The organism is Streptomyces sp. NPDC059398, from assembly GCF_042751845.1.
Classification (GTDB): domain Bacteria; phylum Actinomycetota; class Actinomycetes; order Streptomycetales; family Streptomycetaceae; genus Streptomyces.
Genome location: NZ_JBHYWP010000020.1, coordinates 1 through 26,484, shown reverse-complemented (window position 1 = coordinate 26,484; position 26,484 = coordinate 1). Strand labels below are relative to the sequence as shown.

The window sequence follows — 26,484 nt, the reverse complement described above, 5'->3', positions numbered from 1 at the left end:
CCGGGGTGACGCACACCACGCGCACCCGGGAGCCAGGGGCCGCGCTGTCCCGCCGGACGGCCCACGGTCAGGTGCCGCCCGCCGGCCGGACGGCCCACGTGTCCAGTCCCGCCCGCCGGCCTACGCGTCCGGCCGGACCACCCCGAGGATCGGCATCGAGCCCGCGCCGCCGATCGTGACGTTCCGGCCGGGCCGCGGGGCGTTCACCATCGCTCCGTCGCCTATGTACATCCCGACATGGGTCGCGTCCGAGAAGTAGATGATGAGGTCCCCGGGGCGCATGTCCTTCACCGCGATGTGCGGCAACTGCTTCCACTGCTCCTGCGAGGTGCGCGGGATCGGGTCCCCGGCCGCGGCCCACGCCTGGGAGGTCAGGCCGGAGCAGTCGTACGAGTTCGGTCCCGCCGCGCCCCACACGTACGGCTTGCCGATCTGGTCCGTGGCGAATTTGACGGCCTTCTTGCCCTCGGTGCTCGCCTTGTTGTTGATCTCCTTGAGGATTCCCGAGCTGAGCCAGGCCGACTGCGCCTTGAACTCCTGCTCCTCCTCCAGCTTCTTGAGCCGCGCGCGTTCCTTCTTGGCCAGGCCCGATTCGAGCTTCTTGGCCGCCTTGATCTTCTGCTCGATGTCCTTCTTCTTCTTGGCCTGTTCCTTGCGGTTGGACTCCAGCTTCTGCCACTGGTCGCCGGCGTCCTGGGTGTACGCCGTCAGGTCCTTCTGGGTCTGGTCCATTTCGGCCAGCAGGTTCTTCTGGGCCTGCTGGCCCGAGCGCAGCCGGTCGGTGCCGTCGAGGAAGCTGTCCGGGTCGCCGCTGAGCATCAGCTGCGCCGCGGGCGGCAGACCGCTGTCCCGGTACGCGGCACGGGCCTCGGCGCCCGCCTGTTTCTTCAGCGCGGAGATCTTCGACTGGCCCTTCACGATGCGCTGGGCGAGCTTGACGATCTCGGACGACTGCTTCTCGGACTGCTCCTTGGCCAGGTTGTACGCGTCGGTGGCGGATCCGGCCTGGCGGTAGAGGTCGTCTATCCTCTGGCGGACGGCTTCGAGACGCTCGGTGCCCGAGTCCGACGACCCCGACCCCGACGACCCTGACCCCGAGTCCGAGTCCGACCCCGAGTGCGACGGCCCGGGATCGGCGTACGCGGCGGTGGCGGTCGGCGCGGTCAGTACGGTCAGTGCGCAGACCAGCGTGATCGCGGCGGCAGCACAGCGGCGTCGGTTCACGAGCTCCCCCTCCAGAGCTGAAACCCAGAGCTGAAACAGACCTGATTTACCGTCAGTAACTTGGGTGGCGTTGGCGCGATAGTGCCATGCCCTGCGCGAATGCGACAGAGGTGTACAACAACTCCCCGGCCCCACCCGTGCCCCCGCGTCACTCCCTGCCCGTTCCGACGAACGGCGTCAGGCCCGAGTTCCCGTCCGGGGCGCCAGCGCCGCCCACCGCACGGTGATTTCACCCTGCCGCCAGCGGCGGACGTCGTCGGCCAGCGGCCAGTCGGCGGCGAGTGAGCGTACGGCGGCAACCCAGCGCTGCCGGGCGCCGAGCGAGGCGTACGGGGCGGCCGAGGCCCACGCCCGGTCGAAGTCGCGCAGAAAGGCGTGCACCGGTTCGCCGGGGACGTTCCGGTGGATCAGCGCCTTCGGCAGCCGTTCCGCCAGGTCGGACGGCTGGTGCAGCGAGCCGAGCCGGGTCGCGAACGTCACCGTGCGCGGCCCGCCGGGCCCGAGTGCGACCCACACATGCCGCCGCCCGATCTCGTCGCAGGTCCCCTCCACGAGCAGCCCGTCCGGCGCGAGCCGGGCGCACAGCCGCTGCCAGACGGCGGCGACCTGCTCCTCGTCGTACTGCCGCAGCACGTTGGCCGCCCGGATCAGCGCGGGGTCGCGGCCGTCCAGCGGCACCTCGAACCCGCCGTGCCGGAAGGTGAGCCCCGGCCGTTCGTACGGCTTTGCCGCCGCGACCCGGGCCGGTTCGATCTCGATGCCGACGACCTCGGCGGCGGGCGCGGCCGAACGCAGCCGCTGGAGCAGTTCGACGGCGGTCCAGGGGGCCGCCCCGTACCCGAGGTCCACCGCGAGGGGGTCGGCCGAGCGCCGCAGGGCGGGGCCGTGCACGGCGGCGATCCAGCGGTCCATACGGCGCAGCCGGTTGGGGTTGGTCGTCCCGCGCGTCACGGCCCCCACCGGCCGCGCGCCCGCCGTACGGACTCCGGCGGAGCGGTCGCCGGTGAGGCGGCGGGGAGAGGGCGGGGCCATGGACCGAAGGGTATGCGGAAGGGTATGCGAGGCGTGTCAGGGTAATGATTCGGTAAAGCGGAAATGCGGCGGCGCATCCCGCTGTTCCAGACGTCAGACGGGGTACGCCAGCCCTGGAGTCGAGCGTGCCCGCGCGAGGAGAGGACCGTCCACGTGAGCCAGTACGTGTCCCGGCTCGGCGGCCGGATCACGGGACCCGCGCGGCCGCCCAGGCTGAAGTTCGCCGGGCACCGCAAACCGCGCAGGGTCGCCATGCTCAGCGTGCACACATCGCCCCTGCACCAGCCGGGCACCGGCGACGCGGGCGGGATGAACGTCTACATCGTGGAGCTGGCGAAGCGGCTGGCCGCGATCAACATCGAGGTGGAGATCTTCACCCGCGCCACCACCGGCGGTCTCCCGCCGCTGGTCGACCTCGCGCCCGGCGTGCTCGTACGCCATGTGGACGCCGGCCCGTACGAGGGCCTGGCCAAGGAGGAGCTGCCCGCCCAGCTCTGTGCCTTCACGCACGGGGTGATGCAGGCCTGGGCCGGACACCGGCCCGGCTACTACGACCTGGTGCACTCCCACTACTGGCTCTCCGGCCATGTCGGCTGGCTCGCCGCCGAACGCTGGGGCGCGCCCCTCGTCCACGCCATGCACACCATGGCGAAGGTCAAGAACGCGGCGCTCGCCGAGGGCGACACCCCCGAGCCCGCCGCACGGGTCATCGGTGAGACCCAGGTGGTGCGGGCGGCCGACCGCCTGATCGCCAACACCGACGAGGAGGCCGACGACCTGGTGCGCCACTACGAGGCGGACGCCGGCAAGGTCGCCGTGGTCCACCCCGGGGTGAACCTCGACCGCTTCCGCCCCGCGGACGGCCGGTCCGCCGCGCGGGCCCGGCTCGGACTGCCGCAGGACGCCTTCGTACCGCTCTTCGCCGGCCGCATCCAGCCGCTCAAGGCGCCCGACATCCTGCTGCGCGCGGCGGCGGTCCTGCTCGACCAGGACCCCTCGCTGCGCAAGCGGATGGTGGTGCCGGTGGTCGGCGGCCCCAGCGGCAGCGGCCTCGCCAAGCCGGAGGGCCTGCAGAAGCTGGCCGCCCGGCTCGGTATCGCCGACATCGTCCGGTTCCATCCGCCGGTCGGCCAGGACCAGCTCGCCGACTGGTTCCGGGCCGCGTCCGTGCTGGTCATGCCCTCGTACAACGAATCGTTCGGCCTTGTCGCCATCGAGGCCCAGGCGGCCGGGACGCCCGTGGTGGCCGCCGAGGTCGGCGGGCTGCCCGTCGCCGTACGCGAGGGGTCGACCGGGTTCCTGATCCCCGGCCACGACCCGGCGCGGTACGCGGTGGCGCTGCGCCGGTTCATCGAGAACCCGTCGCTGGTGGACACGATGGGCGGCGCCGCCGCCCGCCACGCCGGCCGGTTCGGCTGGGACACGGCCGCGTCGGCGACCGCCGACGTCTACACGGCCGCCGTGCACGAACACCGCCGTCGCGTACGCTCGCACCATGGCTGATCAGGCTGGCGACGGTGGCGTACGGGCGGTCCTTGAGCGGGCGTTCGAGAACGCCGGGCTGGAGTGGGAGAACCCGGAGCCCGGCTCGTACGTGGTGAACCTCCCCGGCACCCGGAAGCTCTCCACCACCTGCTCGCTGATCATCGGCGGGCACTCGCTGTCGGTCAACGCGTTCGTGATCCGCCATCCCGACGAGAACGACGCGGCCGTCCACCGGTGGCTCCTTGAGCGCAACCTCCGGCTGTACGGGGTGAGTTACGCGATCGATCCGCTCGGCGACATCTACCTCGCAGGGAAGCTGCCGCTGTCCGTGGTGACACCGGACGAGATCGACCGGCTCCTCGGCTCGGTCCTGGAGGCGGCCGACGGGCCGTTCAACACGCTGCTCGAACTGGGCTTCTCCAGCGCGATCAAGCGGGAGTACGCGTGGCGGGTGGCGCGCGGCGAGTCGACCCGGAACCTGGATGCGTTCACGCATCTGACCCGCGAGGTGGAGGGCTGACGCAGCTCGGCCCACCCGTACGGCCGCGCTCGCGCACAGTTTTCTCCGCCGCCTTCTCCGCCGCCCGGCGCGATCCCCGCATGCACGCCCCTTCCCCGCCCCGCCCTGCTCGTGGCATGCTCACGGCCGACGCACTCATGAACTATGTTCATGTACGTGAAAACCCGGGAAGGGTGGCTCTCGTGGGGATCATCAGCAGACGTGCACTGCTCGCCAGCACAACAGCCGTCGCGGCCGCTGTCGCGACAGGAGGGGTGGCCAAGGCGGCACCGCGCGGGCCGGCCCCGTCCACCACCCCCCTCTGGCGGGAGTTCACCCGGTCCCCGTACACCCACCCCCAGATCCCGTACATCGGCGGATCCGGCCGCCGTACGGGCGAGCGCCGCTTCCCCCGCCCTCCCGTCGTGGCCGACGTCCGGGAGTACGGCGCGGTCCCCGACGGCTCCGCCGACGCGGCGCCCGCGATCAACCGGGCCATCGCCGCCGCCGGGCGGCGCGGCGGCGGCACGGTCCTCATCCCGCCGGGCACCTTCCGTATCGACGGCCTCATCCGTATCGGGCACAGCGATGTCGTACTGCGCGGCGCCGGCAGCGGCCGCACCACCCTCCACGCCACGAAGAGCCTCACCGAGCTGATCGGCCCGTACGGCTCCCGGTACGGGGGCGACAAGTCCTCGTGGTCCTGGGCCGGCGGGCTCATCTGGCTCTGCCCCGAGGCGCGGTTCGCGAGCCTGACCGCCGCCATCACCTCGGGGGCCTGGCCCTTCGAGGGCTGGACGGGCAACAAGCGCGACGAGTGGCGCACCCTCACGACCGTCGCCCCGGCCCGGCAGGGCGACCGCACGGTCACCGTCGCCGACCCCGCGAAGCTCCGGCGCGGCGACCTCGTACTGCTCAGGCTCGCCGACGACGCGGAGCACACCCTGCTCGCACATATGGCGGGCGGCGGTCCCGGCCCCGAGGCGTACGAGTGGGACGACAAGACCAAGCTGATCTCGTACGTCCCGTACGAGTGGCCGGTCCGCGTCACGTCGGTGCACGGACACCGGCTCACCCTGGAACGCCCCCTTCCGCTCGACATCCGGCCGGAGTGGGACCCCCGGCTCACCACGCACGTCGCGCCGCTGACCGGGTCGGCGGTGGAGGGCCTCACGCTCGAAGCGGTCCTCACCCCGCAGTCCCCGCATCTGCTCGACAGGGGGTACAACGGCGTCGCGTTCCAGTGCGCGTACGACTGCTGGGCGGACGACGTCGTCGTACGGAACGTCGACAACGGCTTCGGACTGGTCGCCGCCTCCGCCACCACCTTGCGCCGCACCCGCGTCGAGGGCCGGGGCTCGCACCACCCGTACTTCTGCCGGGAGGGCTCGCACGACAACCTGGTCGAGGAGTTCACGATCGCCGAGCGCACCGTGCCCGCCCCGGCCGGCACCCAGCTGCACGGCATCAACGTCGAGGGGCTCTCCAGCCACAACGTCTGGTCGCGCGGGGTGATGGAGATGGGCACCTTCGACTCGCACCGGGGCCTGCCGTTCGCCAATGTGCGGACCGACATCACGGTCGACAACAACGGGCAGCACGGCGGGGACGCCTCGGCGGGGCCGCTCTTCGGGGCCCGGTTCACCCACTGGAACATCCGGGTCACCAACGGCCGCGAGGGCCTGATGAAGATCGACGGCCTCGCCCCGTACAGCGCGAGCGTCGGCATCAGCACGGTCAGGCCGTTCGGCCAGATCGACGTGCCCGACTTCACCGGCGATCTGCATACGCGCCTGGAGGCGTACGGTGCGCCGGAATCCGTACGCCCCGCCAATCTGTACGAGGCGCAGCGGGCGCTGCGCTGACCGGGGCGCCCGCCACCGCACAGCCAGGAGCGCCCGACCAGGACAATGGATCGGGCGCTCTTGGAGACTGCGGGAGGGGGCGCGTGTTACGGCCGTGTGAACTCGCCGTCGCCCACGCCACCCTCGAACGCGGCCCACTCCCCGGGGGTGAAGACGAGAGCGGGGCCGGTGCCCTTGTCCTTGCTGTCACGCATGGCCACGCGGCCATCGTCGAGGAAGGCGACCTCGACGCAGTTGGCGTCACCGTTGCTGCGGCTGCTCTTGCGCCAGACCGCACCTGCCAGGTCGGCACTGTTCACTTGCTCAGCTCCCTCGCTGCTTGCTTGAGGAGGCTCGTGCTGTCTGCTGCGCCCAGCGCCGAGCCCCAGATGGATTTGAAAGCACCGTCGTAGCGTTCGATCTCGTTGGGCTTGTCGAGGTACAGCGCTCCGGTGAAGCCCTCCACGTAGACCGTGGGCGGCTCCACGTACGGGCTGTCGCCGTGGGTTGGGAAGCGCAATGTGACGAACGGGCCGGACATGAGCCCCTCGTGGAGCCCGGCGGCAAACGGGACAACCCGGATTGAGATGTTGTCCAACTGATTCAAGTGAACCAGGTGTTCAAGCTGCTCGGCCATGACCTCATTGCCGCCCACGGGCCTACGCAGGATGGCTTCATTGAGCGCCACGTCTACGTTCGGCGGTGCCGTCACCCGCGTGAGCAGTGCCTGGCGCGTGACGCGAACGTGAACGCGCCGTTCTACTTCCGCGTCGTCCCGCTCGGGGTCTGACCGCTTGATGAGTGCTCGGGCGTACTCCGGCGTCTGGAACAGACCGGGGATCAGTTCAGCTTCGTACCAGGACAGACGTTCGGCGGCCTCCTCCAGTCCGATGTAGAGGTCGAAACCGTCGGGGATCACGTCGCCGTAGGCGTGCCACCAGCCCCGGTTCTTCGTCTCCTTGGCCAAGCCCATGAGGCCCTTGGTCAGCTCGGTGTCCGCCCCGTACGTCCGGCACATGGCTTCGACATCGAGACTCCGAAGCGATACCTGGCCCGTCTCGATGCGCCAGATCTTCGGCTCCGACCACTCCAACTGTTTGGCGGCGGCGCGCACCGTCAGACGCGAAGCATTGCGCAGGTCGCGCAGGTGCCGACCGAGTTGCCGTCGAGGAACCGTCGAACCAGTCGTTGCGCCACTCACAGGCGGCCCGCCTTCCTTCAATACGGATGCCTCTTGCACCCGGAATGTAGTCGCCTGCGGTTTCGATCCGCAATGTCGCATGAGCGTTCGGGTACTGCGAATCGATTATTAAAAAATGTAGTCTTGCATAATGGAGTCCTGTGGTGCTTCACTCGGTTACCCACGGAACTGCTGCGAACGCCGTGTGTGATCGCAGGCATGGCGAGGGAGGGCGAAGCGCGATGAATCCGCTGATCTTTGGCTACATGCGGGTGCCCGATGACATGAGCGACCAGGAGGCGAAACAGACCCAGGACGACCTGCACACCTACGCCGAGGCCAACGGCTTCCAGCTGGCGACGGTGTTCCACGAGTACGCCTCCGGTGCGCAGTCGGCCTTCACCGAGCTGATCGAGGCGGTCGAGCGCGCTGAGGCGAAGCACGTGGTCGTGCCGTCCTACCGGGAGCTGGCTCTCAACAGGTCACTTCAGGACGCCATGCTGACGCACCTGTCCCACGCGACCGGCGCGGATGTCGTCAGCCTGGACGAGTGCTCGTGATGCGCCAGGAACCGCCGTACCGGCCGCAGAGCATTCGCTTCTCCGACCAACTGTCGCTGGCCGCTGTCCGATCGGCCGCTTCCACGTCACGTCACTTCTTGAGGCTCACCCTGTCCAAGTGGCAGGCCGCGCTCATCGAGGATGACGTACTCCTGGTCGTCTCGGAGCTGGTGACCAACGCCGTCACGGCCACCGGGACGCTGACCGGACATCCGACGTGGGGCGAGCTGGAGAAACTCAACCTGATCACGGTGCGTCTGATCGGCTTGCAGGACAGTGTGGTCATTGAGGTGTGCGACACGTCGGACGAGCTGCCCGCGCTCGCGTACGCCGACGACGACGCCGAGAACGGGCGCGGTCTCTTTCTGGTGCAGCAGCTCGCGGAGCGATGGGGTTCCTACCGCGCCGCAGGCGGCAAGGTGGTGTGGGCCGAACTCGTGGTTCGTCCGCCGCTTCGCGTTCCGGCGGGGCTGCACACGGCGTTGTGACTGCGGCTGGCGGCGCGCACGCGAGCGGACAGCTACGCGGGTGAGCGCCGAACGGGCCGAATGTAAGTGGTGCTCCTGCGATCGAGACGTTACGCAGAGGGCGTTCCGGGCCGCCACTCACTTGACGAAGGGCGTCAATCGGCGGCCGTCGTGCCGTCGATTAGGCTCGGGGGCATGGCCGACGCACCGTACAAGCTGATCCTCCTCCGCCACGGCGAGAGCGAATGGAACGCGACGAACCAGTTCACCGGTTGGGTGGACGTCAACCTGACGCAGAAGGGCGAGAAGGAGGCGGTCCGCGGCGGTGAGCTGCTCACGGACGCCGGCCTGCTCCCCGATGTCGTGCACACCTCACTCCAGAAGCGCGCCATCCGCACGGCCCAGCTCTCGCTGGAGGCGGCGGACCGCCACTGGATCCCCGTACACCGTTCCTGGCGCCTGAACGAGCGGCACTACGGCGCGCTCCAGGGCAAGGACAAGGCGCAGACCCTCGCCGAGTTCGGCGAGGAGCAGTTCATGCTGTGGCGCCGCTCGTACGACACCCCGCCGCCGGCCCTGGAGGACGGCGCGCCGTACTCGCAGAGCGACGACGCCCGCTACGCGACGATCCCGCCGGAGCTGCGCCCCCGCACGGAGTGCCTCAAGGACGTCGTGGTCCGCATGCTGCCGTACTGGTACGACGGCATCGTCCCGGACCTCCTCGCCGGCCGCACGGTCCTGGTCGCCGCCCACGGCAACTCGCTGCGCGCACTGGTCAAGCACCTCGACGGCATCTCGGACGCGGACATCGCGGGCCTGAACATCCCGACGGGCATCCCGCTCGCCTACGAACTGGACACGGACTTCAAGCCGGTCAACCCGGGCGGCACCTACCTCGACCCGGACGCGGCTGCGGCGGCCATCGAGGCGGTCAAGAACCAGGGCAAGAAGAAGTAAGCAGCTTGCTGTAAGCCCCCTGCCCATGGGTTCTCCCGCCGGCAGGGGGCTATTTGCTGTACTGGGCCGTGTGCGGTCGGTCAGACTCGACTGCGGCAGCGGTGCACGCGGATGTCGAGCAGAATGAGTAGGGCTGCCGGGATCGCGATCTTGGCGGGTGCGTCTGCCCACAGCGCCAGCGCTCCACCGCTTGCGCCGATCATGACGATCGACCGATCGCGAGGATGGATGTCGACGCTGACGCCTGTGCGTGGGACCATGAAATTCTCCTGTCGTGCTTCGGTTGCACCGGATCTAGGTCATGACTGAAAACGGCACGGAGGCGAATGCCGCCCCTGGACGGGCGGCATTCTTATGCCGCTGCGACTTTCCCACGAATGTTGTTCCGGCGACAAACGCCCAGCTTGTGGGCGGTGCTTCAATGCGCTCCCCGTGGTTCCTTCGAGTTGAGCATGCGTAAATGCAGAAGTGCATAAGGAGCTGCTCCTGCTTGCCTCGTTTCATGGATGAAACGTCCCCGGCCTGGTACGGGAGGCGAGCCGACAGCTCGGGGCCCAGGTGAGGGGCCCCGCTGTGGCTGTGGGGACTTGGGCTGAAACCTCGGCGTGCTTACTTGTCAGCAAGATTTCTTGCTTTCTTTCTTTCAAGAAAGAAACCTTGCTATCCAGCAAGAAAGATCCTGGCGTAGGAGGGAACCCACCCGGGCTTGGGGGAGGTTCGTGATGCTGCTTCTGCTTCAGTAGATGCAGATACCGGCTTCGCCAGTTGCAGTATTGGGCGGCTGCAGGTGACTCTCGGGTGCGCAGGGGAGCCAAGGACAAGGTAGGAAGCACCGTTGTGTAACGGAAAATCAATGCTGGGCCGTCTCCGGGCCGTCAGAGGTCCTCAACGGCGCCCGACGAGGACCGCTCAACTGCGTCGAGCAGGGGGCTTTCAGCTGGGCCGGGGTGGGTCGGTGTGTGCGTGTGGAGAGCCTCGGGCTCGAAAGCGCCGAGGCTCCCTGTCACTCTCACCCCACCGTCAACCCGGTGGGGTAGGCGCTCAGTTGATGCCCCCGTCGAACTGGGTGCTGACCGCACCGCCCGTACCGGGGAACGGCTTCTTTCCCGTCAGGTAGGGCTCGTACTGTGTCCGGCCGAGCAGGTGGTCGGAGAAGTAGGCGTTCACGTAGTCCTTGGTGATCCGGCGCTGTTGCTGCTCCGAGAGTTCCTTCTGGTCGGTCTGGGGGGTGGTGGTTCCGGGGAACTGGGATGTGCAGGTGCCTGGCTTGCTGCCGGGGATGGCGTCGTCGTGTGCGCTGACCTGGCCGCTGCTGGGTGACCACTGCTTGTTGTAGAAGTCGTGGACACCGCCGCGCACCGTGTACTGGGCTATCGGTGCGCTGTTGTCCTTCTTGTTCCAGGCGAAGTACTCCCCGGTGTTCACCTGGTCGCACGTGCCCCACATCACCGCGAACGATGTCTTGGTGATGGGATCGACGTCCCAGGTGGCGGTGGGTGCGAGGGCGAATGCGGCCTTGATGGAGACGCCCTTGGGCCACGTGCCACGGCTGCTGTCGGCGATCTCCTGCATCACTCCGCCGCCGCCCATGGAATGCCCCATCAGGCCCACGTTCTGCACGTCCACATGGTTCTTGAAGTTCACCGGCGACGGACGTCCGGACTTGGCGTCGACGAGGCTGCCGCGCAGTGGGCCCTTGCCTGTGGACGACAGTTGCTGCCACATGCGCAACTGGGCGTTGATCAGTGCCGCGCGCTCCTGATAAACCGTGTCGGCCTGACCGGAGGACGTGGAGTTGATGCCGTTCGCCCCGATGGAGACCACGACGAACCCCTGGCTCGCCAGATCACGGCCCAGGTAGTCGTATCCGAGATAGCTGGGGATCTGCCGCACTCCGGATGCGCACGGCCAGGCCGACAGCCGGTCCGATGCGGCCTTGATGATCGCCTCCTGCTTCGCCGCGTCGGCCTTGTCACCGTTCTTCTCGTCCTTCGCCAGCGCGGCTTGCGCCGCGGCGAGTGACGCGGAGGCGCCAGCGTCGGCGCAGGTGTCCCAGAGTCCGTGTTCGATCATGATCAGGGGGTGGGTGCCGGAGGAGAGGTCGTCGGGGTAGTAAACGGCCCCGTTCAGCTCGTTGTTGCCCACGTATCCGAGGGACTTGGGCGGGTGGAAAGCCTCGTCGCCCAGGTTGTAGTGCACCTCGCGCACTCCGTGCCGCGCAGGCTGAGTACCGGACCCACCGGCGGCGGCGAGCGCCTCTGTCGAGGTGAAGCCGACAGCGCAGGCTGTCAGTGGCGCGGCAAGCAGCAGCAGCTTCGCACGCGCTGTGCGTCCAGGTTTCATATTCGCCTCACCCATATGGAAGGTAGATGTCGGACTGGGGCGCCACTCAGGGCCGCTGGGCCCGGTCGTGCAGCGGCTCGGTGATCGCCGGACCGAACTGCGGACCGACGAGGTGACGTCGGCAGCCGTCGTGGGAGGAGACGGCGCAGGACGCGCCCGTGGCGTCGAGGAACCCGCCCTGCGCGTGGTTGTCCGCCGCCCCGGCCGCCGCGGTGATGTGCCGCGACGGACGGAGGGCCGGCCGACGGAACGGGCGGGGGGATCGCATGGGATGGAGGGTACGGAGAGAGTGTCAGGAGGCTGTCAGGTTTCTGTTTTCAGCCGGTGCCGGGCCGCACGGCACCTCTCGACGTGTTCACCCAGTTCCGCGTTCACGGTGACCGCCTCAGGCCGTCGCCCAGGCGGGGCCCACGACAGGTGCCGGAGGGCTGCCTTGTTCCTGCGCCGTATATCGATCTTGAAACGTGTACGGCGCGCTGCCGGATGGACCGAACTTCAGCCCCCGGCAGGCGCGTTGCGTTGTTTGTCACCGGGAACGATGTGCATCTCCGGGTGCCCGTGACGGGCAGCGAAAGAGTCGGCTCAACCGGAGCCGCCGCGCGGCCGGAATCGAGCCGGGCCCCCGGCAGAAGAAGTAATTCCGTGCGGACGAGGCCCCTGCCTGCGGCGTCCTCGCGGGTGGTCGGCTTTTTTTGCGATATGCGTCTCTTATGACGAGAGAAGGAACAAAGCGGATCTCTGCCCGGTCCGTCCCCACCGTCGTGGCCGCGTCCACTACGGCGGCGGCGCTGGCCGGGGTGCTGCTCATGTACTCCGCTGCCGACCGGGCCGGTGCCGCTCCGCCGGGAACGCCGGGAACGACCAGTGCCGAGCTCGTCCACCTGAACATCTCCCGCGTCCCGGCACTCCATACCGAGGCCTTCGACGGTACCTACGGAACGGCCGGCTCACCGCCGCTGAACGGCGGTGAGGACACCGGCGACTTCTCCGACCCGGACGGTGTGCTCGCCCACTACAAGGACGGCACCCATGCCGTGGTGACCTCGAACGCCGACGCGAAGCACTACGCGAAGGTCGACGCGGCCGGGATCGAGGTGAGGCTGCGGGACGCGGACCTCATCACGACGCCGCCCGCCGGCTCGGTCGGCTCCCTGAACACGTACGCGGAGTGCACCCCGCCGCCGTACGGCCCGTACGCCCTCGGATACGCGCACACGGACGGCCAGCAGATCGGGATCCTGGGCCACCGCGTCGGCGTCGGCACCACGGAACTCCAGGTCAGTGGGGCGGAGTTGGGCGAGCCGGACACGCTGGGCGTCAATACGTTGCGGGTGACCTTCACTCAGCACGTCGTACCGGCCGACGAGGTCCAGACGCCGGGGGCGTACGAGGCCGAGGCGTGGTTCGACGTGAAGGTGTCGGGGGCGCTGCGCGACCCGGAGGGCGAGGTGGTCTACGACGGGCCGATCGCCGGCGCCCGGCTGGGGGAGGTGCACGCCCGGTGCGGCCCGGAGTCGCCTTCTCCCTCTCCTTCTCCTACGGATACGGGAACTGAGTCCCCGTCACCCTCGCCCTCACCTACGGAATCGGATTCACCGTCCCCGTCACCTACGGACACCGGCTCGCCCACTCCTTCGCCCACGGAGACGGAGTCGCCGATGCCTTCGCCTTCGCCGACGGACACGGAGCCGCCCTCTCCGTCGCCTTCGCCGACGGGCACGGAGTCGCCGACCCCCTCGCCCTCACCGACGGACACCGGCTCGCCCACCCCGCACCCTTCACCGTCCCCATCGGACAGCGATTCCGGTACCCCGGCCCCGCCCCCTACACCGAGTCCCACCTCATCGGAGAGTGAGAGCCCGACCCCGACGCCCACCACCACCGGCGGTGGCACGGGAGGCGACACAGGGGGCGGCACAGGCGGTACCGACGGTGGCAGCAACGGCGGCGCCGGTGGCGGGTCCGGTGGCGGCACCGATGGCGGCGATGACAGTGGCGCCTACGGCAGCGGCGGCAGCCACGGCGGCGCCTACGGCAGCGGCGGCAGCCACGGCGGTGGTGGTGAGCTGGCCGACACCGGGGACCAGGTCGCGCTGATGGGAGGTGCGGCCGCTGTGCTCACCGCTGTCGGCGGAGTGCTGTTCGTCCGCCGCAGGCGCGCCTACCTGGAACGCGGCTGACCGGAACGCGACCGACTGCGGGGTCCCCGCAGCACGACGAGAGCCCCGCAGTACGACGAGGGCCCCGCCTCCGCCACCGCAACCGGTGGGGGACGGGGCCCTCGCTGTCGTAAGGAGCGTTCCGCGTCAGCCCTGGCAGCCGCCGCACTGGCACGGAGCGCCGGACTGGCAGCCGCAGCCGCAGCCCGAGCCGCAGCCGCAGGCGCCGAGAACGCGCAGATGGTGCACTTCGATCGGGGCTTCCTGCTGAGGGTCGGTGACGGGGGAATCGGCCATGATTTCCTCCTGCTCGGCATGCGAGGACGTACTGCCTCCGCCATCCCATACCCACCCGGGCGGGGCGCATCAACGGCGCATGCGCGCAAGCGCGCCGTTCACGCCCCCTCGACCTGCGGGGGAGCGGACTGGATCTCGTCGGCGTGCTCCCCTGTCACCAGATAGACCACCCGCTTGGCCACCGAGACCGCGTGGTCGGCGAAGCGCTCGTAGTAGCGGCCCAGCAGCGTCACGTCGACCGCCGTCTCGATGCCGTGCTTCCACCGGTCGTCCATCAGGTGCTGGAAGAGGGTCCGGTGCAGCAGGTCCATCTCGTCGTCGTCCGTCTCCAGCTGGAGCGCCAGATCGACGTCCATCGTGATGATGACCTCGGCCGCCTTCGCCATCAGCCGCTGCGCGAGCTGTCCCATCTCCAGGATCGTGGCGTGCAGATCATGCGGAACGGCACGGTCCGGGTAACGGAGCCGGGTGAGCTTCGCGACATGCTGGGCAAGATCGCCCGAGCGCTCCAGGTCGGCGCTCATCCGCAGCGAGGTGACCACGATGCGCAGATCGGTGGCGACGGGCTGCTGCCTGGCGAGCAGGGCGATGGCCCGTGCTTCGAGGTCGTGCTGAAGGTCGTCGACCTTCTGATCGGCTGCGATCACGCTCTCGGCGAGCTTCAGATCGGCGTCCAGCATCGCGGTCGTGGCCCGGCCGATCGCCGAACCGACGAGCCGGGCCATTTCGACCAGGCCCTCGCCGATCGAGTCCAGTTCCTCGTGGTACGCGTCCCGCATGGGAGTCCCTCTCTAGTGCAGCTCTCGTCCAGATGGTCCGGCTGGTCCGGTCCGGTGAGCCGGTTCGGTGGTCCGGTCGGGTGGTCCGGACCGTTCCGGCCGTCACGGCCCGGAGGCGCCCGACGGGTGTCCGCCTCCGTTGTCTCCACGGTCGGTGGGCCACGCGTCCGTTTCCGCCCTGTCAAGTGAACCGGCCCTATCCCCTCGGTGAACTCTGGGCGACGAACGTTCGAGCAGGCCCTCGTATGGCTGGGGGTGTGTCGGTGGGGCCGCATAACCTGGACACATGGACGTGAACGCGGCGGTCGCCGCAGCAAGCGCGATCGCCGGGCTGTGCACCGGTGTCATCGGCGTGCTGGCGTTCCGCTGGAGCGAGCGCGAGCTGGCACGCCCCACCCGGACCTCCCTGCACACCGGCGATGTGCTGCCGCCCGGCGTGGACACCGTCCTCTCCGTGCTCAGCTCGTCCGCCGTGGTGCTCGACGAGAGCGACTCGGTGGTCAAGGCCAGCTCGGCGGCGTACGCCCTGGGGCTTGTCAGGGGCGGAAAGCTGGCCGTGGAGCCCATGCTGCACATGGCCAGGGACACCCGTCGTGACGGGGAGATACGACAGGTCGAGCTGGACCTTCCCCGCCGGGGCACCGGCCGTGGCGAGGCGCTGGCGGTCTCCGCCCGGGTCGCGCCGCTCGGCTCCCGGCTGGTGCTGCTGCTGGTCGAGGACCTCACCGAGGCGCGGCGCATCGAGGCCGTACGGCGCGACTTCGTCGCGAACGTCAGCCATGAGCTGAAGACCCCGGTCGGGGCGCTCTCGCTGCTCTCCGAGGCGGTCATGGGCGCATCCGACGACCCCGAGGCGGTCACCCGGTTCGCGGGCCGGATGCAGACGGAGGCCACCCGCCTCACCAATCTGGTCCAGGAGCTGATCGACCTCTCCCGGGTCCAGAACGACGACCCGCTGGAGGACGCCGAGCCGGTCCGGGTCGACGTCCTGGTGGCCGAGGCCATCGACCGCTGCCGTCACCAGGCGGGCACCAAGCAGATCACCATGGCGGCGGGTGGCACGGCCGACCTCCATGTGTGGGGCAACCGTTCCCAGCTCGCCGCCGCGCTGGGAAACCTCGTGGAGAACGCGGTCAACTACTCACCGGCCCGCACCCGGGTCGGCATCGCGGCCCGCCGTGCCTCCGCGCCCGGCGGAGGGGGCACCTCCCAGGCTTTCGGCTCCGGGGGACTCATCGAGATCGCCGTCACCGACCAGGGCCTCGGTATCACCGAGAAGGACCGCGAGCGGATCTTCGAGCGCTTCTACCGTGTGGACCCGGCCCGCTCGCGCGCCACCGGCGGCACCGGTCTGGGCCTCGCCATCGTCAAACATGTGGCCGCCTCGCACGGCGGGGAGGTCACGGTGTGGAGCTCGGAGGGCCAGGGCTCCACCTTCACGCTGCGGCTGCCGGAAGCCGGTTCCGCACGCGACCGGCGCGGCGGCCTTAGGGATCCGGCGCACGCCGCCGACCCGCAGCAGCAGCCCCCCGGGCCTGCCGACTCCACCGGGCCTGCCGACTCCGCCGGACGTACCGGGTCCGCCGACCCCACGGATCTCGCCGATCCCGCCAGTCCCACCGGCCCCACTGGCCCCGCGAGCTCTGCCGGCCCCACGGGCCCTGCGAGTTCCACCGGCCCTGCCGGCCCCACCGCTCCTGCACTTCCCCCCGCCGCCGGTCCCACCGATGCTGCCGGCGATGACGGCGTCCAGCCGTTCGCGACCCTCCTGTCCTCTGAACCCATTCCTGCCCCGGAGGTCCTTCCGTGACCCGAGTGCTTGTCGTCGAGGATGAGGAATCCTTCAGCGACGCCCTGTCCTACATGCTCCGTAAAGAAGGGTTCGAGGTCGCCATCGCGGCCACCGGCCCGGACGGACTCGACGAATTCGAGCGCAACGGTGCCGACCTCGTCCTGCTCGACCTGATGCTGCCGGGCCTGCCCGGCACCGAGGTGTGCCGCCAACTGCGCGGCCGCTCCAATGTCCCGGTGATCATGGTGACCGCCAAGGACAGCGAGATCGACAAGGTGGTCGGCCTCGAAATAGGAGCCGACGACTACGTCACCAAGCCCTTCTCGTCACGGGAACTGGTCGCCCGTATCCGCGCGGTGCTGCGCCGCCGTGGTGAGCCCGAGGAGGTCTCCCCGGCGGCGCTGGAGGCCGGCCCGGTCCGGATGGATGTGGACCGCCACGTCGTGACGGTGTCGGGCGCCAAGGTCGATCTGCCGCTCAAGGAGTTCGACCTGCTGGAGATGCTGCTCAGGAACGCGGGCCGGGTGCTGACCCGGATGCAGCTGATCGACCGGGTCTGGGGCGCGGACTACGTGGGGGACACCAAGACCCTCGACGTCCATGTGAAGCGCCTGCGCGCCAAGATCGAGCCGGACCCGGGCGCGCCCCGGTATCTGGTGACGGTGCGGGGCCTGGGCTACAAGTTCGAGCCGTAAACGGCAGGGCCCTACGCACATCACGCCGTACATCGGCTCCGTACATGCGCGGCTCCGTACATGTGCGGCTCGTGGCTCTGTACATACGGAACGGGTGTGCCCCACCGGAGTCGGGCTTTCCGGTGGGGCACACCCGTTGTGCGCTCGCCCGTGTAGGAGCGTGTATGAGCTTGTACGAACTGGTGCTGACGCGGTTCAGCTGCTCGGCGTGTTGCCCGTGGTGGAACCGCCCGGCGTCTCGTTGCCGCCGGGAGTTGTCTTGCCGCCCGGGGTGTTCTTCCCGCCGGGGGTGTTCTTGCCGCCGGGCGTCTCGTTGCCGCCCGGGGTGTTCTTGCCGCCGGGCGTGGCCTGGCCCGAGGGGGAGGCCGGCGTCGAGGGCAGGCTGCTCGGGCCGAAGCCGTGGAAGTAGCTGGTGGCCGGGACGACGAGCGCGTTGAGCGCGACACGGCCGGTCTCGCTGAACTGGAAGACCAGGTTCTGCGTGGAGCCGTTGGCGGCGGCGCGGCCGTCGGTGAGCACGGCGACGGCGTTGTTCTTGCCCCCGATGATGACCGAGCCGTGCGCCGGCACCGAGAGCGGTCCCTTGCCCGTGGCCGGGGTGAGCTTCACCGTGGAGCTGGAGCCCGCGAGCTTGACGTTCTGGAGCGTCTGGCTCGTGTCACCGTTGTTGAAGAGGGTCGCCGAGATGACGGCGGGGCCCTTGACCGTGGCCTTCGGCTGGGTGATCACCGTCGCGTTCTGGACGCGGATGACACCGACCGACGTAGCGGCGTTGTCCGGCTTGACCTCGATCGACGCCGCGTTGGTGCCCGCGCCACAGGCGGACAGGGCGGCGATCGAGACCACGATGGCAGAAGCGGCGAGGACGCCGCGTCGAAGGCTGCTGCTCACGGCGGCGGCTTCTCCTAGGACGTACGGACAGGACGGACAAGGGGTCGGGAGGGGGTAAAGCCTCCCTAAGGGTGTGTCAGCGGCCTCAGGTTACCGAGCCCTCGTCACGGCCCCGCACCCGACCCGCCCCGCGGCCGCTCCCGGTGCCCGGCGTAAGCGCGCGGGCCGCTTGATCCGAAGACTTCGTACGCCGTTCACATATCGCGAGTGATCAATTTCTTCTGCCGCTCTCGGCCAACTCCCGATCGACGCTTATTCCATACGGAAAACCCTCTTCCGGCGCACAGTGATCAATTCCTGATTGCGGCCGTATGGGTGATCGACATCCGAACTGACGCCGCGAAGTTCACCGTTTCGAATGCGGCAAATCGGGATGTTTGCCACCTGCGGGAAGGCTTCGGATGCCCGTGGCGCCCACGTTTCTCTCCGTGTGCAGAGCCGCTCCGACCTGCGAATACCGTCTCGCGGGAGCTGTCCGCAGCACGTTCGTGTTGCTGTTGTCAAGCCCCGAGATATGCCCTGACCTGCGAAAACGTCATTCAGTAGAAGCAGTTCTCGTGTTAGACTGGATAGCCACGGAAGGGGTACCTGTCACATGACGTTCAAGGTTGGCGACACCGTGGTCTATCCCCATCACGGGGCCGCGCTGATCGAGGCTATCGAAACTCGTCAGATCAAAGGCGTGGACAAGACCTACTTGGTGCTCAAGGTCGCCCAGGGCGACTTGACTGTGCGCGTGCCGGCGGACAATGCGGAGTTCGTAGGCGTGCGTGACGTGGTTGGTCAGGAAGGGCTGGACCGGGTCTTCGAGGTGCTGCGTGCACCGTATGCCGAAGAGCCCACGAACTGGTCCCGTCGCTACAAGGCGAATCTTGAGAAACTCGCCTCCGGCGACGTCATCAAGGTGGCCGAAGTGGTCCGTGACCTGTGGCGTCGTGAGCGTGAGCGCGGACTTTCCGCTGGTGAGAAGCGCATGCTCGCCAAGGCCCGCCAGATCCTGGTGAGTGAACTCGCTCTCGCGGAGAACACCAACGAAGACAAGGCCGAGGCTCTGCTCGACGAGGTCCTCGCGTCCTGAGGCGCTGGATCCGTCAGATCCGCCGGGCCCGGTGGATCTGATCGACCCCGCCTGATCGCTGCTCGGCGCTTGACCGCTGCTCGACTGGTTCGATCACTGCTCGACCGCTCGAACCGTTTCACCTGCTCGATGCTTTGAATGCCGTGGTGCCCGCTGAGCACATGGAGATGCCTCCGTGTGTCGCCGGGCGCTACGGCATGTTTTTTCCCGCACATTTTCCGTACGGCCTCTGGTGTGCCGGGCCCGGGATGCCGACTCGACCAGTCGTCACGGAAGGGGCCGGTCAGGGCGTCGCGCCCGGCACTCCCCCAACCTACGGTCGGGGGCACCCCCAGGCCATACCCACGTCGGCTGAGGACACAAACCCTGAACGCGCAACCGATGTCAGACGAGCCCGGGGCCCCGTCCCCAGGCAGCTCCCCTGCCCGATCCCGAGCCGCCGTTCCGTCCGGTTCCGGCCACACCACCGCCGCGGTGATTCCCGCCGCCGGCCGCGGTGTCCGGCTCGGCCCCGGAGCCCCCAAGGCGCTCCGCACTCTCAACGGAACCCCGATGCTGGTCCACGCCGTCAGGGCGATGGCCGGATCGCGTGCCGTCTCGCTCGTGGTCGTCGTGGCCCCGCCGGACGGCGCCGCCGGGGTCGAGGCCCTGCTGGCCGAATATCCCTGCCCGCCGGGCACCGAACTCCTGGTCGTACCCGGCGGCGACACCCGTCAGGAGTCCGTCCGCCTCGGGATCGGCGTACTCCCCGAGAGCGTCACCGCGGTACTCGTGCACGACGCGGCCCGCCCGCTCGTACCCGTCGACACCGTGGACGCGGTGGTCGCGGCGGTACGGGACGGCGCCCCGGCGGTCGTGCCCGCTCTGCCGCTCTCCGACACCGTCAAAGAGGTCGAGCCACGGACGGACGGCGGCCCCGAACCGGTCGTCGCCACCCTGGCGCGGGCCCTGCTGCGTGCCGTGCAGACTCCGCAGGGCTTCGACCGCGCGCTGCTCGCCCGCGCACACGCCACGGTCACCCACGACGTCACGGACGACGCGAGCATGGTCGAGCAGCTCGGGGTACGGGTCGTGGTCGTACCCGGACACGAAGAGGCGTTCAAGGTGACCAGGCCGCTGGACCTGGTCCTGGCCGAGGCGGTTCTCGCCCGTAGGAGGATCAACAGTGGCTTCTGACCACGAGCAGTCGGGACACGAGCAGTCCGGCCGCGACCAGCCCGGCCGCGACCAGCCGGTACCCGAGCAGCCCTCGGCGCAGCCCGTGGCGCCGGTGTCGGCGCCGGTGCCGGTGGTGATGCCGCAGGTCGGTATCGGCACCGACATCCACGCCTTCGCGGAGGGCCGCGAACTCTGGTGCGCCGGCCTCCGGTGGGAGGGCGAGGGCCCCGGCCTGGCCGGGCACTCGGACGCGGACGTGGTCGCGCACGCCGCCTGCAACGCGCTCTTCTCCGCCGCCGGGATCGGTGACCTCGGCGCCCACTTCGGCACCGGCCGGCCCGAGTGGTCCGGGGCCTCCGGCCTCACGCTGCTCACCGAGGCCGCCAGAATCGTCCGTGCCGAGGGGTTTACCATCGGCAATGTGGCCGTCCAGGTGGTCGGCGGCCGGCCGAAGATCGGCAAGCGCAGGGACGAGGCGCAGCAGGTCCTCTCGGGCGCTGTCGGCGCGCCCGTCTCGGTCTCCGCGGCCACCAGCGACGGGCTCGGCTTCACCGGCCGCGGCGAAGGACTGGCGGCCATCGCGACAGCGCTGGTGGTCCGTACGTGACGAGCAGGTGGTCCCTACGTAAGGACGTGGGGGCGTAAGGACGCGCGGGCCGGTGCGTGCGCAAGGGCGCGCGGGCCGGCCCGTATGCATGCGGGCGGCGTGGGCGGGAAGCCGGGACAGGGCCGCGCGGTTGGGGTAGGGATGAGGGCGCGTCCCCGTGACCGCGTTCGCATCCGTTCCGCAGTCCCCTTCCGCATCCGTTCAGCAACCCGGAGGCCAAGCCCGTGTCTGCCGTACTCAGCGACAAGCTCAAGGAACTCCTCGACAGCCCCGTCTTCGTCAACATCGCCACCATCCAGCCCGACGGCAGCCCCCAGGTGAGCCCGGTCTGGGTGAGCCGCGACGGCGACGACGTCCTGTTCTCGACCACGGTCGACCGCCGCAAGGAGAAGAACCTGCGCCGCGACCCCCGTGTCACCGTCCTGGTGCAGCCCGCCGACAACCCCTACTCGTACGCCGAGATCCGGGGCACCGCGACCGTCACCACCGAGGGCGGCCAGGAGCTGATCGACCAGCTGGCGCTGAAGTACCAGGGCAAGCGGTACGCGGAGTTCAACCCGGACTCCGTCAACGACGCCACCCGGGTCGTCGTGAGGATCACCCCGCGCAAGGTCGTCGGCAGCATCTGAGGCCGCCGATTCCACCGACAGCGCCCCGCCCGCCCGGCCCCGGCCCGGCCCCCGCCCAGGCGGTCGTCCACCGGCCGCCGGGCGGGGCCCCGGGGTGCTGTGACGGCGGCTCCGGGGCGTTGTGACGGCGGCCCCGGGGCACTGTTGCGTCACACTTCCCTGCCCCGTTGCCCAAAGGGTCGCGGGGCACTGGTATGGGGCCACTACCCTGGTGCAGTGACTATTCGCCTGTACGACACCAGCGCCCGGCAGATCCGCGACTTCGTCCCGCTCACCGCGGGCTGTGTCTCGATCTACCTCTGCGGCGCCACGGTGCAGGCGGCCCCGCACATCGGGCACATCAGGTCCGGGCTGAACTTCGACATCATGCGCCGCTGGTTCGCGTACCGCGGCTACGAGGTCACCTTCATCCGGAACGTCACGGACATCGACGACAAGATCATCAAGAAGGCGGCGGAGCAGAACCGCCCCTGGTGGGCGATCGGCTACGAGAACGAACGCGCGTTCAACACCGGATACGACGTGCTCGGCTGCCTGCCGGTCACCTACGAGCCGCGTGCCACCGGTCATATGACCGAGATGATCGAGATGATGCGCGTCCTCATCGAGCGCGGCCACGCCTACGAGGCCGATGGCAACGTCTACTTCGACGTGCGTTCGTACGGCGACTACCTCCAGCTCTCCAACCAGGACCTGGACGGCCTGCGCCAGCCCGCCGAGGACGGTGTGACCGGCAAGCGCGATCCGCGTGACTTCGCGATGTGGAAGTCGGTCAAGCCCGGTGAGCCCTCCTGGGAGACCCCGTGGGGCCCCGGCAGGCCCGGCTGGCACCTGGAGTGCTCGGCGATGGCCCACAAGTACCTGGGCCGCGCCTTCGACATCCACGGCGGCGGGATCGACCTGATCTTCCCGCACCACGAGAACGAGATCGCGCAGTCCAAGGCGTACGGCGACGACTTCGCGGCCTACTGGCTGCACAACGCCTGGGTCACCATGAGCGGCGAGAAGATGTCCAAGTCGCTGGGGAACTCCGTGCTGGTCAGCGAGATGGTCAAGCAGTGGCGCCCCATCGTCCTGCGCTACTACCTGGGCACCCCGCACTACCGGTCGATGATCGAGTACAGCGAGGAGGCCCTGCGGGAGGCCGAGTCCGCTTTCGCCCGTATCGAGGGATTCGTCCAGCGGGTGATCGAGAAGGCCGGCGGGCCGGTGGCCCCGGCCGCCGAGGTGCCGCCCGCCTTCGCCGAGGCGATGGACGACGACATGGGTGTGCCGCAGGCGCTCGCGATCGTGCACACCACGGTCCGCCAGGGGAACTCGGCACTGGCCGCCGACGACAAGGAAGCCGCCGTCGCCAGACTGGCCGAGGTGCGGGCGATGCTCGGCGTCCTCGGCCTCGACCCGCTCGACGAGCAGTGGGCGGGCGAGGGGGACCGCGGCGAGGACCTGCACGGGGCGGTCGACACGCTCGTCCGGCTCGTACTCGAACAGCGGGAGGCCGCCAGGTCCCGCAAGGACTGGGCCACCGCGGACTCGATCCGTGACCAGCTCCAGCAGTCCGGCCTGGTCATCGAGGACGGGCCGAACGGTCCCCGGTGGACCCTCGGCCCGCGGTGAGCGCCCCGCAGCCGTTCGCGGCACACTTTCCTATACGTAGTACGTACGCGTAGTCCGTACTGAGCAGCAGAGAAACAGGTACGTCATGGCCGGGAACAGCCAGCGCAGGAACCGCCGCACGTCCAACAAGAAGGGCGCGCAGGTCGGCAGCGGGGGCCAGCGACGCCGCGGCCTGGAGGGGAAGGGCCCGACGCCGCCCGCGTCCGCCCGCAAGGGGCACAAGAAGAACCGCATCGCGGGCGCCCAGGCGCGGCAGGCCGCGGCCCGCCGCCCCGCGCCCCGCCGGGGCGGCGTCAAGGGCACGTCCGAGATGGTCGTCGGGCGGAACCCGGTCTACGAGGCGCTGCGCGACGGCGTCCCGGCGGTGACCCTGTACGTCCAGCAGTACATCGACAACGACGAGCGGGTCCGCGAGGCGCTCCAGCTCGCCGGGCAGCGCGGCAACATCAACCTGATGGAGGCCCCGCGCCCGGAGCTGGACCGGATGACGAACGGCCTGAACCACCAGGGCCTCGTCCTCCAGGTCCCGCCGTACGAGTACGCGCACCCCGAGGACCTCACCGCCGCCGCGTACGACGCGCACGAGGACCCGCTGATCGTCGCGCTCGACGGCGTGACGGACCCGCGGAACCTGGGTGCGATCGTCCGGTCGGTCTCAGCGTTCGGCGGCCACGGCGTGGTCGTCCCCGAGCGCCGTGCGGCCGGGATGACGGCGGGCGCCTGGAAGTCCTCGGCGGGCACGGCCGCGCGTACGCCGGTCTCCCGGGTCACCAACCTGACGCGGGCGCTTGAGGGCTACCAGAAGGCCGGCATCACGGTCGTCGGCCTCGCGGCGGACGGCGAGCACGAGGTGCAGGACCTGGAGGCGCTGGGCGGCCCGGTCGTCGTGGTCATCGGCAGCGAGGGCAAGGGCCTCGGCCGGCTCGTCGGCGAGACCTGTGACTACCGGGTACGGATCCCGATGCCGGGCGGCGCCGAGTCGCTGAACGCGGGGGTGGCGGCGGGCATCGTCCTGTACGAGGCGGCGCGCCGGCGCGCCTGACGGGGGCGCCTGACCGGGGCGCGCCGGTGGTCCTGTCCGGGTGTGGGTCCGCCGCGCCTGACCGGGAGCGGGTCCTGCGGGGCTGACCCGGAGCGGGAAGTACGCGGCCCGGTGGCGCACGGCCCGTCCGGCGGGCGGGGCGCACCGGGCCGTTTCCGTGGGTGAACCGGTCCGTTTCCGTGGGTGTGATCCACCCGGTCGGCGCGGTTGCCGCTGGTGAGGGGCGGGTGCCGGAACCCGTGGGCGGCGTGCCGGGTGGCGGTTCGCCTTACGGGCAGGGCCTGTTGACGGGTCGCGGACAGATCCGGGGTGTCAAGGCAGTGTCCTAAACCTGTGTCACTCGGTTAGATGAGCGTGGACACCAGAACACCCGGGTTCGACGACCTGCCCGCGCTGAGCATGGTCAAGGTGCCGTGCGATCCCGCACAGGTCGTCGTCAACCACGCCAGCTTCCGGGTGCAGCTCGCACCGAACTCGATTGTGCGGCCCGCCGGTTCGGGCCTGAGAGACACGGCACGTATCCCCGCGGTCGCCGGCGCGCGCGGGCGGCGCCGGGCCCCCGTCGTGTGGAGCGGGAAGTCCGCCCCCGACGACACCGGGGCCATCAGACTCCTCCAGGCCGTGCGGAACTCCGGCGTACAGGAGGTCGGTTACGCGTCCGGCCATGACGCCGGAGCGACCCAGGTCATCCCGCGCGTCGGAGTCGACGGAGCGGACGGCCCCCCGCGCGGCGGCCCCGGGGGGGAGGGCCCCGGCACACAACTCCTGCCCAGGATGCGCGAGGCCGTCGGCGCGTACGACGACCAGGAGCGGTTCTCCGGTACCCCGTACGACGGCACCGCAACCGAGGACGACGCGTTCGACGACGGCCTGGGGTACGGCCCGGACGGCGAGGGGTCCCGTACGGAGACCAAGCGGTCCGGCGCGGACGGCATCCGGCACGCCTACTACCCCGACCGCCGGATGAACCTCGGCGTGGTGCTGCTCCCGCTCCGGGTCTTCCTCGGGTTCATCTCGATGTACGCCGGCATGGGCAAGCTCTGCGACCCCGTCTACTTCGACGGCGGCGAGCGCGGCTCCATGGTCAAGTGGCTGCACTCGCTCCACCCTTGGGCCCTGGCGGGCCCGCTCCGGGACTTCGCGCTGTCGCATCCGGTGGGCGCCGGGCTGACCATCGCGTTCCTTCAGGTGGTCGTCGGTGTGCTGACCGTGCTCGGGCTCTGGCAGCGGGTCGCGGCCGTCGTCGGCGCACTGCTCTCCGCGGCGCTCGTCGTCACGGTCAGCTGGCGGACCGTCCCGGTGTACGACGCACCGGACATCATCTATCTCGCCGCCTGGTCGCCGCTGATCATCGCGGGCGCCCCGGTCTACTCGGTCGACAGCCGCCTCGCGGGCGAGGCCTGGCGCACGCTCGGCCCGCGCTCCGAACTGGCCGAGCTGCGGCGGCGGGTGCTGCGGCGCGGCGCGGTCGTCGCCTCGCTGGTCGTGGGGCTGACCCTCGTCATCGGTGCGGTGCTCGGCGGTGCGGTGCGGTCCGCCCAGGTCGTGACCGTACCGGGTCCGAACACCGATCCCACCAACCGGCTCCCGGGACAGCCGCTGCCGCAGGAGCCCGGCGCGTCGGGCAGCCCGTCGCAGCAGCGCACCTCGCACGCGCCCGCCCCGTCCGCGAGCGGCGCGGCCCGCCCGTCGGCGCATCAGTCGACGCCCGGCGCGGTCCGGCAGAGCGCGACGGCCGGCTCCACGGGCCGGCAGCAGCCCAGCGAGACCCAGGGCACCGGTCAGCAGCAGCCGTCGCAGCGACAGCAGCAGCAGGCCCCGCCGCCCCCCGCGGCGACCAGCGCGGGCCCCACGGCATCGGGCGGTACGAGCACGGGCGGCGGGAGCACCGGCGGCGGCTCCGGTACGTCGGGCGGCGGCGAGGGCGGCTCGTCCGGCGGAGGCAGCAACAAGAACCCCATCGGGGGGCTTCTCGGCTGACGGAGGCGCTGGGCGCCGGGATCGGGCGCGGCAGAGTGGAGGGGCGATCGCCCGGGGCGGGCGCCCCCCGCGCGGGGCCGCGCCCCCGCCCCGCGCCCCAAAACGTAACCGTGCCCGCGCCCCCCACTGTGCGGCCGCCCCCCACCAGGCAGATATAAACCACATACCC

At 70.0% G+C, this 26,484-nt stretch carries 26 protein-coding genes; 16 read left to right on the top strand and 10 right to left on the bottom strand.

The window, feature by feature from the left end; all coding sequences use genetic code 11:
• Nucleotides 1-120 precede the first annotated feature (120 nt).
• Both ACFXBC_RS10150 and ACFXBC_RS10145 read right to left on the bottom strand, forming a co-directional pair.
• Nucleotides 121-1,224, bottom strand: coding sequence for an NlpC/P60 family protein (locus ACFXBC_RS10150; protein ID WP_385021172.1), 1,104 nt, complete (start codon nucleotides 1,222-1,224; stop codon nucleotides 121-123).
• 177 nt (nucleotides 1,225-1,401) lie between these two features.
• Nucleotides 1,402-2,136 (bottom strand): class I SAM-dependent methyltransferase, encoded by a 735-nt coding sequence (locus ACFXBC_RS10145; RefSeq protein WP_385021355.1) that lies wholly within the window; start codon nucleotides 2,134-2,136, stop codon nucleotides 1,402-1,404.
• A 273-nt stretch (nucleotides 2,137-2,409) separates the two neighbouring features.
• On the opposite strand from ACFXBC_RS10145, the gene mshA reads away from it, so the two are divergent.
• The 3 genes from mshA to ACFXBC_RS10130 all read left to right on the top strand — a co-directional run bounded on the left by mshA (nucleotide 2,410) and on the right by ACFXBC_RS10130 (nucleotide 6,105).
• A complete protein-coding gene (gene mshA / locus ACFXBC_RS10140; protein WP_385021168.1) occupies nucleotides 2,410-3,759 on the top strand; it encodes a D-inositol-3-phosphate glycosyltransferase in 1,350 nt (449 codons plus the stop codon).
• Entirely contained in the window at nucleotides 3,752-4,261 is a 510-nt protein-coding gene (locus ACFXBC_RS10135) for a YbjN domain-containing protein (RefSeq protein ID WP_385021165.1), read from the top strand. Before mshA ends, ACFXBC_RS10135 begins: the two co-directional genes overlap by 8 nt.
• A 137-nt stretch (nucleotides 4,262-4,398) precedes the next feature.
• The gene (locus ACFXBC_RS10130; protein WP_385021352.1) at nucleotides 4,399-6,105 is read left to right on the top strand and encodes a glycosyl hydrolase family 28-related protein; all 1,707 of its coding nucleotides are present in this window, start codon (nucleotides 4,399-4,401) and stop codon (nucleotides 6,103-6,105) included.
• Nucleotides 6,106-6,191: 86 nt separating this feature from the next.
• Here ACFXBC_RS10130 and ACFXBC_RS10125 read toward each other — a convergent pair whose 3' ends face one another.
• Both ACFXBC_RS10125 and ACFXBC_RS10120 read right to left on the bottom strand, forming a co-directional pair.
• Complete coding sequence (locus tag ACFXBC_RS10125) at nucleotides 6,192-6,404, bottom strand: DUF397 domain-containing protein (protein ID WP_385021162.1); 213 nt, start codon at nucleotides 6,402-6,404, stop codon at nucleotides 6,192-6,194.
• Nucleotides 6,401-7,285: a helix-turn-helix domain-containing protein gene (locus ACFXBC_RS10120; protein ID WP_385021159.1), complete on the bottom strand. Its 885-nt coding sequence runs from the start codon at nucleotides 7,283-7,285 to the stop codon at nucleotides 6,401-6,403. The genes ACFXBC_RS10125 and ACFXBC_RS10120 overlap by 4 nt, the downstream gene beginning before the upstream one ends.
• A gap of 221 nt (nucleotides 7,286-7,506) precedes the next feature.
• Here ACFXBC_RS10120 and ACFXBC_RS10115 point away from each other — a divergent pair, with 221 nt between their 5' ends.
• The 3 genes from ACFXBC_RS10115 to ACFXBC_RS10105 all read left to right on the top strand — a co-directional run bounded on the left by ACFXBC_RS10115 (nucleotide 7,507) and on the right by ACFXBC_RS10105 (nucleotide 9,248).
• Complete coding sequence (locus tag ACFXBC_RS10115; protein WP_385021156.1) at nucleotides 7,507-7,824, top strand: recombinase family protein; 318 nt, start codon at nucleotides 7,507-7,509, stop codon at nucleotides 7,822-7,824.
• A 98-nt stretch (nucleotides 7,825-7,922) separates the two neighbouring features.
• Nucleotides 7,923-8,312: an ATP-binding protein gene (locus ACFXBC_RS10110; protein ID WP_385021153.1), complete on the top strand. Its 390-nt coding sequence runs from the start codon at nucleotides 7,923-7,925 to the stop codon at nucleotides 8,310-8,312.
• 174 nt (nucleotides 8,313-8,486) lie between these two features.
• Nucleotides 8,487-9,248 carry a phosphoglyceromutase gene (locus ACFXBC_RS10105; RefSeq protein ID WP_385021150.1) on the top strand — a complete coding sequence of 254 codons (762 nt, stop codon included), beginning with the start codon at nucleotides 8,487-8,489 and terminating at the stop codon, nucleotides 9,246-9,248.
• Nucleotides 9,249-9,328: 80 nt separating this feature from the next.
• Here ACFXBC_RS10105 and ACFXBC_RS10100 read toward each other — a convergent pair whose 3' ends face one another.
• The 3 genes from ACFXBC_RS10100 to ACFXBC_RS10090 form a co-directional block, all read right to left on the bottom strand.
• Complete coding sequence (locus ACFXBC_RS10100; RefSeq protein WP_385021147.1) at nucleotides 9,329-9,508, bottom strand: hypothetical protein; 180 nt, start codon at nucleotides 9,506-9,508, stop codon at nucleotides 9,329-9,331.
• 781 nt (nucleotides 9,509-10,289) lie between these two features.
• Nucleotides 10,290-11,591 (bottom strand): alpha/beta hydrolase, encoded by a 1,302-nt coding sequence (locus ACFXBC_RS10095; protein WP_385021145.1) that lies wholly within the window; start codon nucleotides 11,589-11,591, stop codon nucleotides 10,290-10,292.
• 46 nt (nucleotides 11,592-11,637) lie between these two features.
• Nucleotides 11,638-11,859, bottom strand: a complete 222-nt coding sequence (locus ACFXBC_RS10090; RefSeq protein ID WP_385021142.1) for a hypothetical protein — start codon at nucleotides 11,857-11,859, stop codon at nucleotides 11,638-11,640.
• A 442-nt stretch (nucleotides 11,860-12,301) separates the two neighbouring features.
• On the opposite strand from ACFXBC_RS10090, the gene ACFXBC_RS10085 reads away from it, so the two are divergent.
• Complete coding sequence (locus tag ACFXBC_RS10085) at nucleotides 12,302-13,771, top strand: LPXTG cell wall anchor domain-containing protein (protein WP_385021139.1); 1,470 nt, start codon at nucleotides 12,302-12,304, stop codon at nucleotides 13,769-13,771.
• A gap of 126 nt (nucleotides 13,772-13,897) precedes the next feature.
• On the opposite strand, the gene ACFXBC_RS10080 is transcribed toward ACFXBC_RS10085, so the two are convergent.
• Together ACFXBC_RS10080 and phoU are read right to left on the bottom strand one after the other, a co-directional pair.
• Nucleotides 13,898-14,047 carry a hypothetical protein gene (locus ACFXBC_RS10080; RefSeq protein WP_385021136.1) on the bottom strand — a complete coding sequence of 50 codons (150 nt, stop codon included), beginning with the start codon at nucleotides 14,045-14,047 and terminating at the stop codon, nucleotides 13,898-13,900.
• A gap of 98 nt (nucleotides 14,048-14,145) precedes the next feature.
• Nucleotides 14,146-14,826 carry a phosphate signaling complex protein PhoU gene (phoU, locus tag ACFXBC_RS10075; protein ID WP_385021133.1) on the bottom strand — a complete coding sequence of 227 codons (681 nt, stop codon included), beginning with the start codon at nucleotides 14,824-14,826 and terminating at the stop codon, nucleotides 14,146-14,148.
• A 286-nt stretch (nucleotides 14,827-15,112) separates the two neighbouring features.
• Between phoU and ACFXBC_RS10070 the strand changes: the two genes are divergently transcribed.
• Together ACFXBC_RS10070 and ACFXBC_RS10065 are read left to right on the top strand one after the other, a co-directional pair.
• On the top strand, nucleotides 15,113-16,636 hold the full coding sequence (locus ACFXBC_RS10070) for an ATP-binding protein (RefSeq protein WP_385021130.1): 1,524 nt from the start codon (nucleotides 15,113-15,115) through the stop codon (nucleotides 16,634-16,636).
• Nucleotides 16,633-17,313 carry a response regulator transcription factor gene (locus tag ACFXBC_RS10065; protein WP_102918029.1) on the top strand — a complete coding sequence of 227 codons (681 nt, stop codon included), beginning with the start codon at nucleotides 16,633-16,635 and terminating at the stop codon, nucleotides 17,311-17,313. Before ACFXBC_RS10070 ends, ACFXBC_RS10065 begins: the two co-directional genes overlap by 4 nt.
• A 195-nt stretch (nucleotides 17,314-17,508) precedes the next feature.
• Here the strand turns inward: ACFXBC_RS10065 and ACFXBC_RS10060 are convergent, their stop codons facing one another.
• Entirely contained in the window at nucleotides 17,509-18,204 is a 696-nt protein-coding gene (locus ACFXBC_RS10060; RefSeq protein WP_385021125.1) for a DUF461 domain-containing protein, read from the bottom strand.
• 595 nt (nucleotides 18,205-18,799) lie between these two features.
• On the opposite strand from ACFXBC_RS10060, the gene ACFXBC_RS10055 reads away from it, so the two are divergent.
• From ACFXBC_RS10055 to ACFXBC_RS10025, 7 genes are all read left to right on the top strand, one after another.
• Complete coding sequence (locus ACFXBC_RS10055; protein ID WP_006380568.1) at nucleotides 18,800-19,282, top strand: CarD family transcriptional regulator; 483 nt, start codon at nucleotides 18,800-18,802, stop codon at nucleotides 19,280-19,282.
• Nucleotides 19,283-19,663: 381 nt separating this feature from the next.
• Complete coding sequence (gene ispD, locus ACFXBC_RS10050) at nucleotides 19,664-20,458, top strand: 2-C-methyl-D-erythritol 4-phosphate cytidylyltransferase (RefSeq protein WP_385021122.1); 795 nt, start codon at nucleotides 19,664-19,666, stop codon at nucleotides 20,456-20,458.
• A gap of 118 nt (nucleotides 20,459-20,576) precedes the next feature.
• On the top strand, nucleotides 20,577-21,047 hold the full coding sequence (gene ispF / locus ACFXBC_RS10045) for a 2-C-methyl-D-erythritol 2,4-cyclodiphosphate synthase (RefSeq protein WP_385021349.1): 471 nt from the start codon (nucleotides 20,577-20,579) through the stop codon (nucleotides 21,045-21,047).
• 224 nt (nucleotides 21,048-21,271) lie between these two features.
• Nucleotides 21,272-21,676, top strand: coding sequence for a PPOX class F420-dependent oxidoreductase (locus tag ACFXBC_RS10040; RefSeq protein ID WP_385021119.1), 405 nt, complete (start codon nucleotides 21,272-21,274; stop codon nucleotides 21,674-21,676).
• A 216-nt stretch (nucleotides 21,677-21,892) separates the two neighbouring features.
• Complete coding sequence (gene cysS / locus ACFXBC_RS10035) at nucleotides 21,893-23,293, top strand: cysteine--tRNA ligase (RefSeq protein ID WP_385021116.1); 1,401 nt, start codon at nucleotides 21,893-21,895, stop codon at nucleotides 23,291-23,293.
• An 85-nt stretch (nucleotides 23,294-23,378) separates the two neighbouring features.
• Nucleotides 23,379-24,335 carry a 23S rRNA (guanosine(2251)-2'-O)-methyltransferase RlmB gene (gene rlmB, locus ACFXBC_RS10030; protein WP_385021113.1) on the top strand — a complete coding sequence of 319 codons (957 nt, stop codon included), beginning with the start codon at nucleotides 23,379-23,381 and terminating at the stop codon, nucleotides 24,333-24,335.
• A 348-nt stretch (nucleotides 24,336-24,683) separates the two neighbouring features.
• Nucleotides 24,684-26,315 carry a DoxX family membrane protein gene (locus ACFXBC_RS10025; protein ID WP_385021110.1) on the top strand — a complete coding sequence of 544 codons (1,632 nt, stop codon included), beginning with the start codon at nucleotides 24,684-24,686 and terminating at the stop codon, nucleotides 26,313-26,315.
• Nucleotides 26,316-26,484 lie beyond the last annotated feature (169 nt).

Excerpts from the sequence above, each read along its gene's own strand:
- ACFXBC_RS10145 (WP_385021355.1), bottom strand. The coding sequence starts at position 2,136 with ATGGACCGCTGGATCGCCGCCGTGCACGGCCCCGCCCTGCGGCGCTCG.
- ACFXBC_RS10135 (WP_385021165.1), top strand. The coding sequence starts at position 3,752 with ATGGCTGATCAGGCTGGCGACGGTGGCGTACGGGCGGTCCTTGAGCGG.
- ACFXBC_RS10130 (WP_385021352.1), top strand. The coding sequence starts at position 4,399 with ATGAACTATGTTCATGTACGTGAAAACCCGGGAAGGGTGGCTCTCGTG.
- ACFXBC_RS10115 (WP_385021156.1), top strand. The coding sequence starts at position 7,507 with ATGAATCCGCTGATCTTTGGCTACATGCGGGTGCCCGATGACATGAGC.
- ACFXBC_RS10105 (WP_385021150.1), top strand. The coding sequence starts at position 8,487 with ATGGCCGACGCACCGTACAAGCTGATCCTCCTCCGCCACGGCGAGAGC.
- ACFXBC_RS10100 (WP_385021147.1), bottom strand. The coding sequence starts at position 9,508 with ATGGTCCCACGCACAGGCGTCAGCGTCGACATCCATCCTCGCGATCGG.
- ACFXBC_RS10095 (WP_385021145.1), bottom strand. The coding sequence starts at position 11,591 with ATGAAACCTGGACGCACAGCGCGTGCGAAGCTGCTGCTGCTTGCCGCG.
- ACFXBC_RS10090 (WP_385021142.1), bottom strand. The coding sequence starts at position 11,859 with ATGCGATCCCCCCGCCCGTTCCGTCGGCCGGCCCTCCGTCCGTCGCGG.
- ACFXBC_RS10085 (WP_385021139.1), top strand. The coding sequence starts at position 12,302 with ATGACGAGAGAAGGAACAAAGCGGATCTCTGCCCGGTCCGTCCCCACC.
- ACFXBC_RS10080 (WP_385021136.1), bottom strand. The coding sequence starts at position 14,047 with ATGGCCGATTCCCCCGTCACCGACCCTCAGCAGGAAGCCCCGATCGAA.
- phoU (WP_385021133.1), bottom strand. The coding sequence starts at position 14,826 with ATGCGGGACGCGTACCACGAGGAACTGGACTCGATCGGCGAGGGCCTG.
- ACFXBC_RS10070 (WP_385021130.1), top strand. The coding sequence starts at position 15,113 with ATGGACGTGAACGCGGCGGTCGCCGCAGCAAGCGCGATCGCCGGGCTG.
- ACFXBC_RS10055 (WP_006380568.1), top strand. The coding sequence starts at position 18,800 with ATGACGTTCAAGGTTGGCGACACCGTGGTCTATCCCCATCACGGGGCC.
- ispD (WP_385021122.1), top strand. The coding sequence starts at position 19,664 with ATGTCAGACGAGCCCGGGGCCCCGTCCCCAGGCAGCTCCCCTGCCCGA.
- ispF (WP_385021349.1), top strand. The coding sequence starts at position 20,577 with ATGCCGCAGGTCGGTATCGGCACCGACATCCACGCCTTCGCGGAGGGC.
- rlmB (WP_385021113.1), top strand. The coding sequence starts at position 23,379 with ATGGCCGGGAACAGCCAGCGCAGGAACCGCCGCACGTCCAACAAGAAG.
- ACFXBC_RS10025 (WP_385021110.1), top strand. The coding sequence starts at position 24,684 with ATGAGCGTGGACACCAGAACACCCGGGTTCGACGACCTGCCCGCGCTG.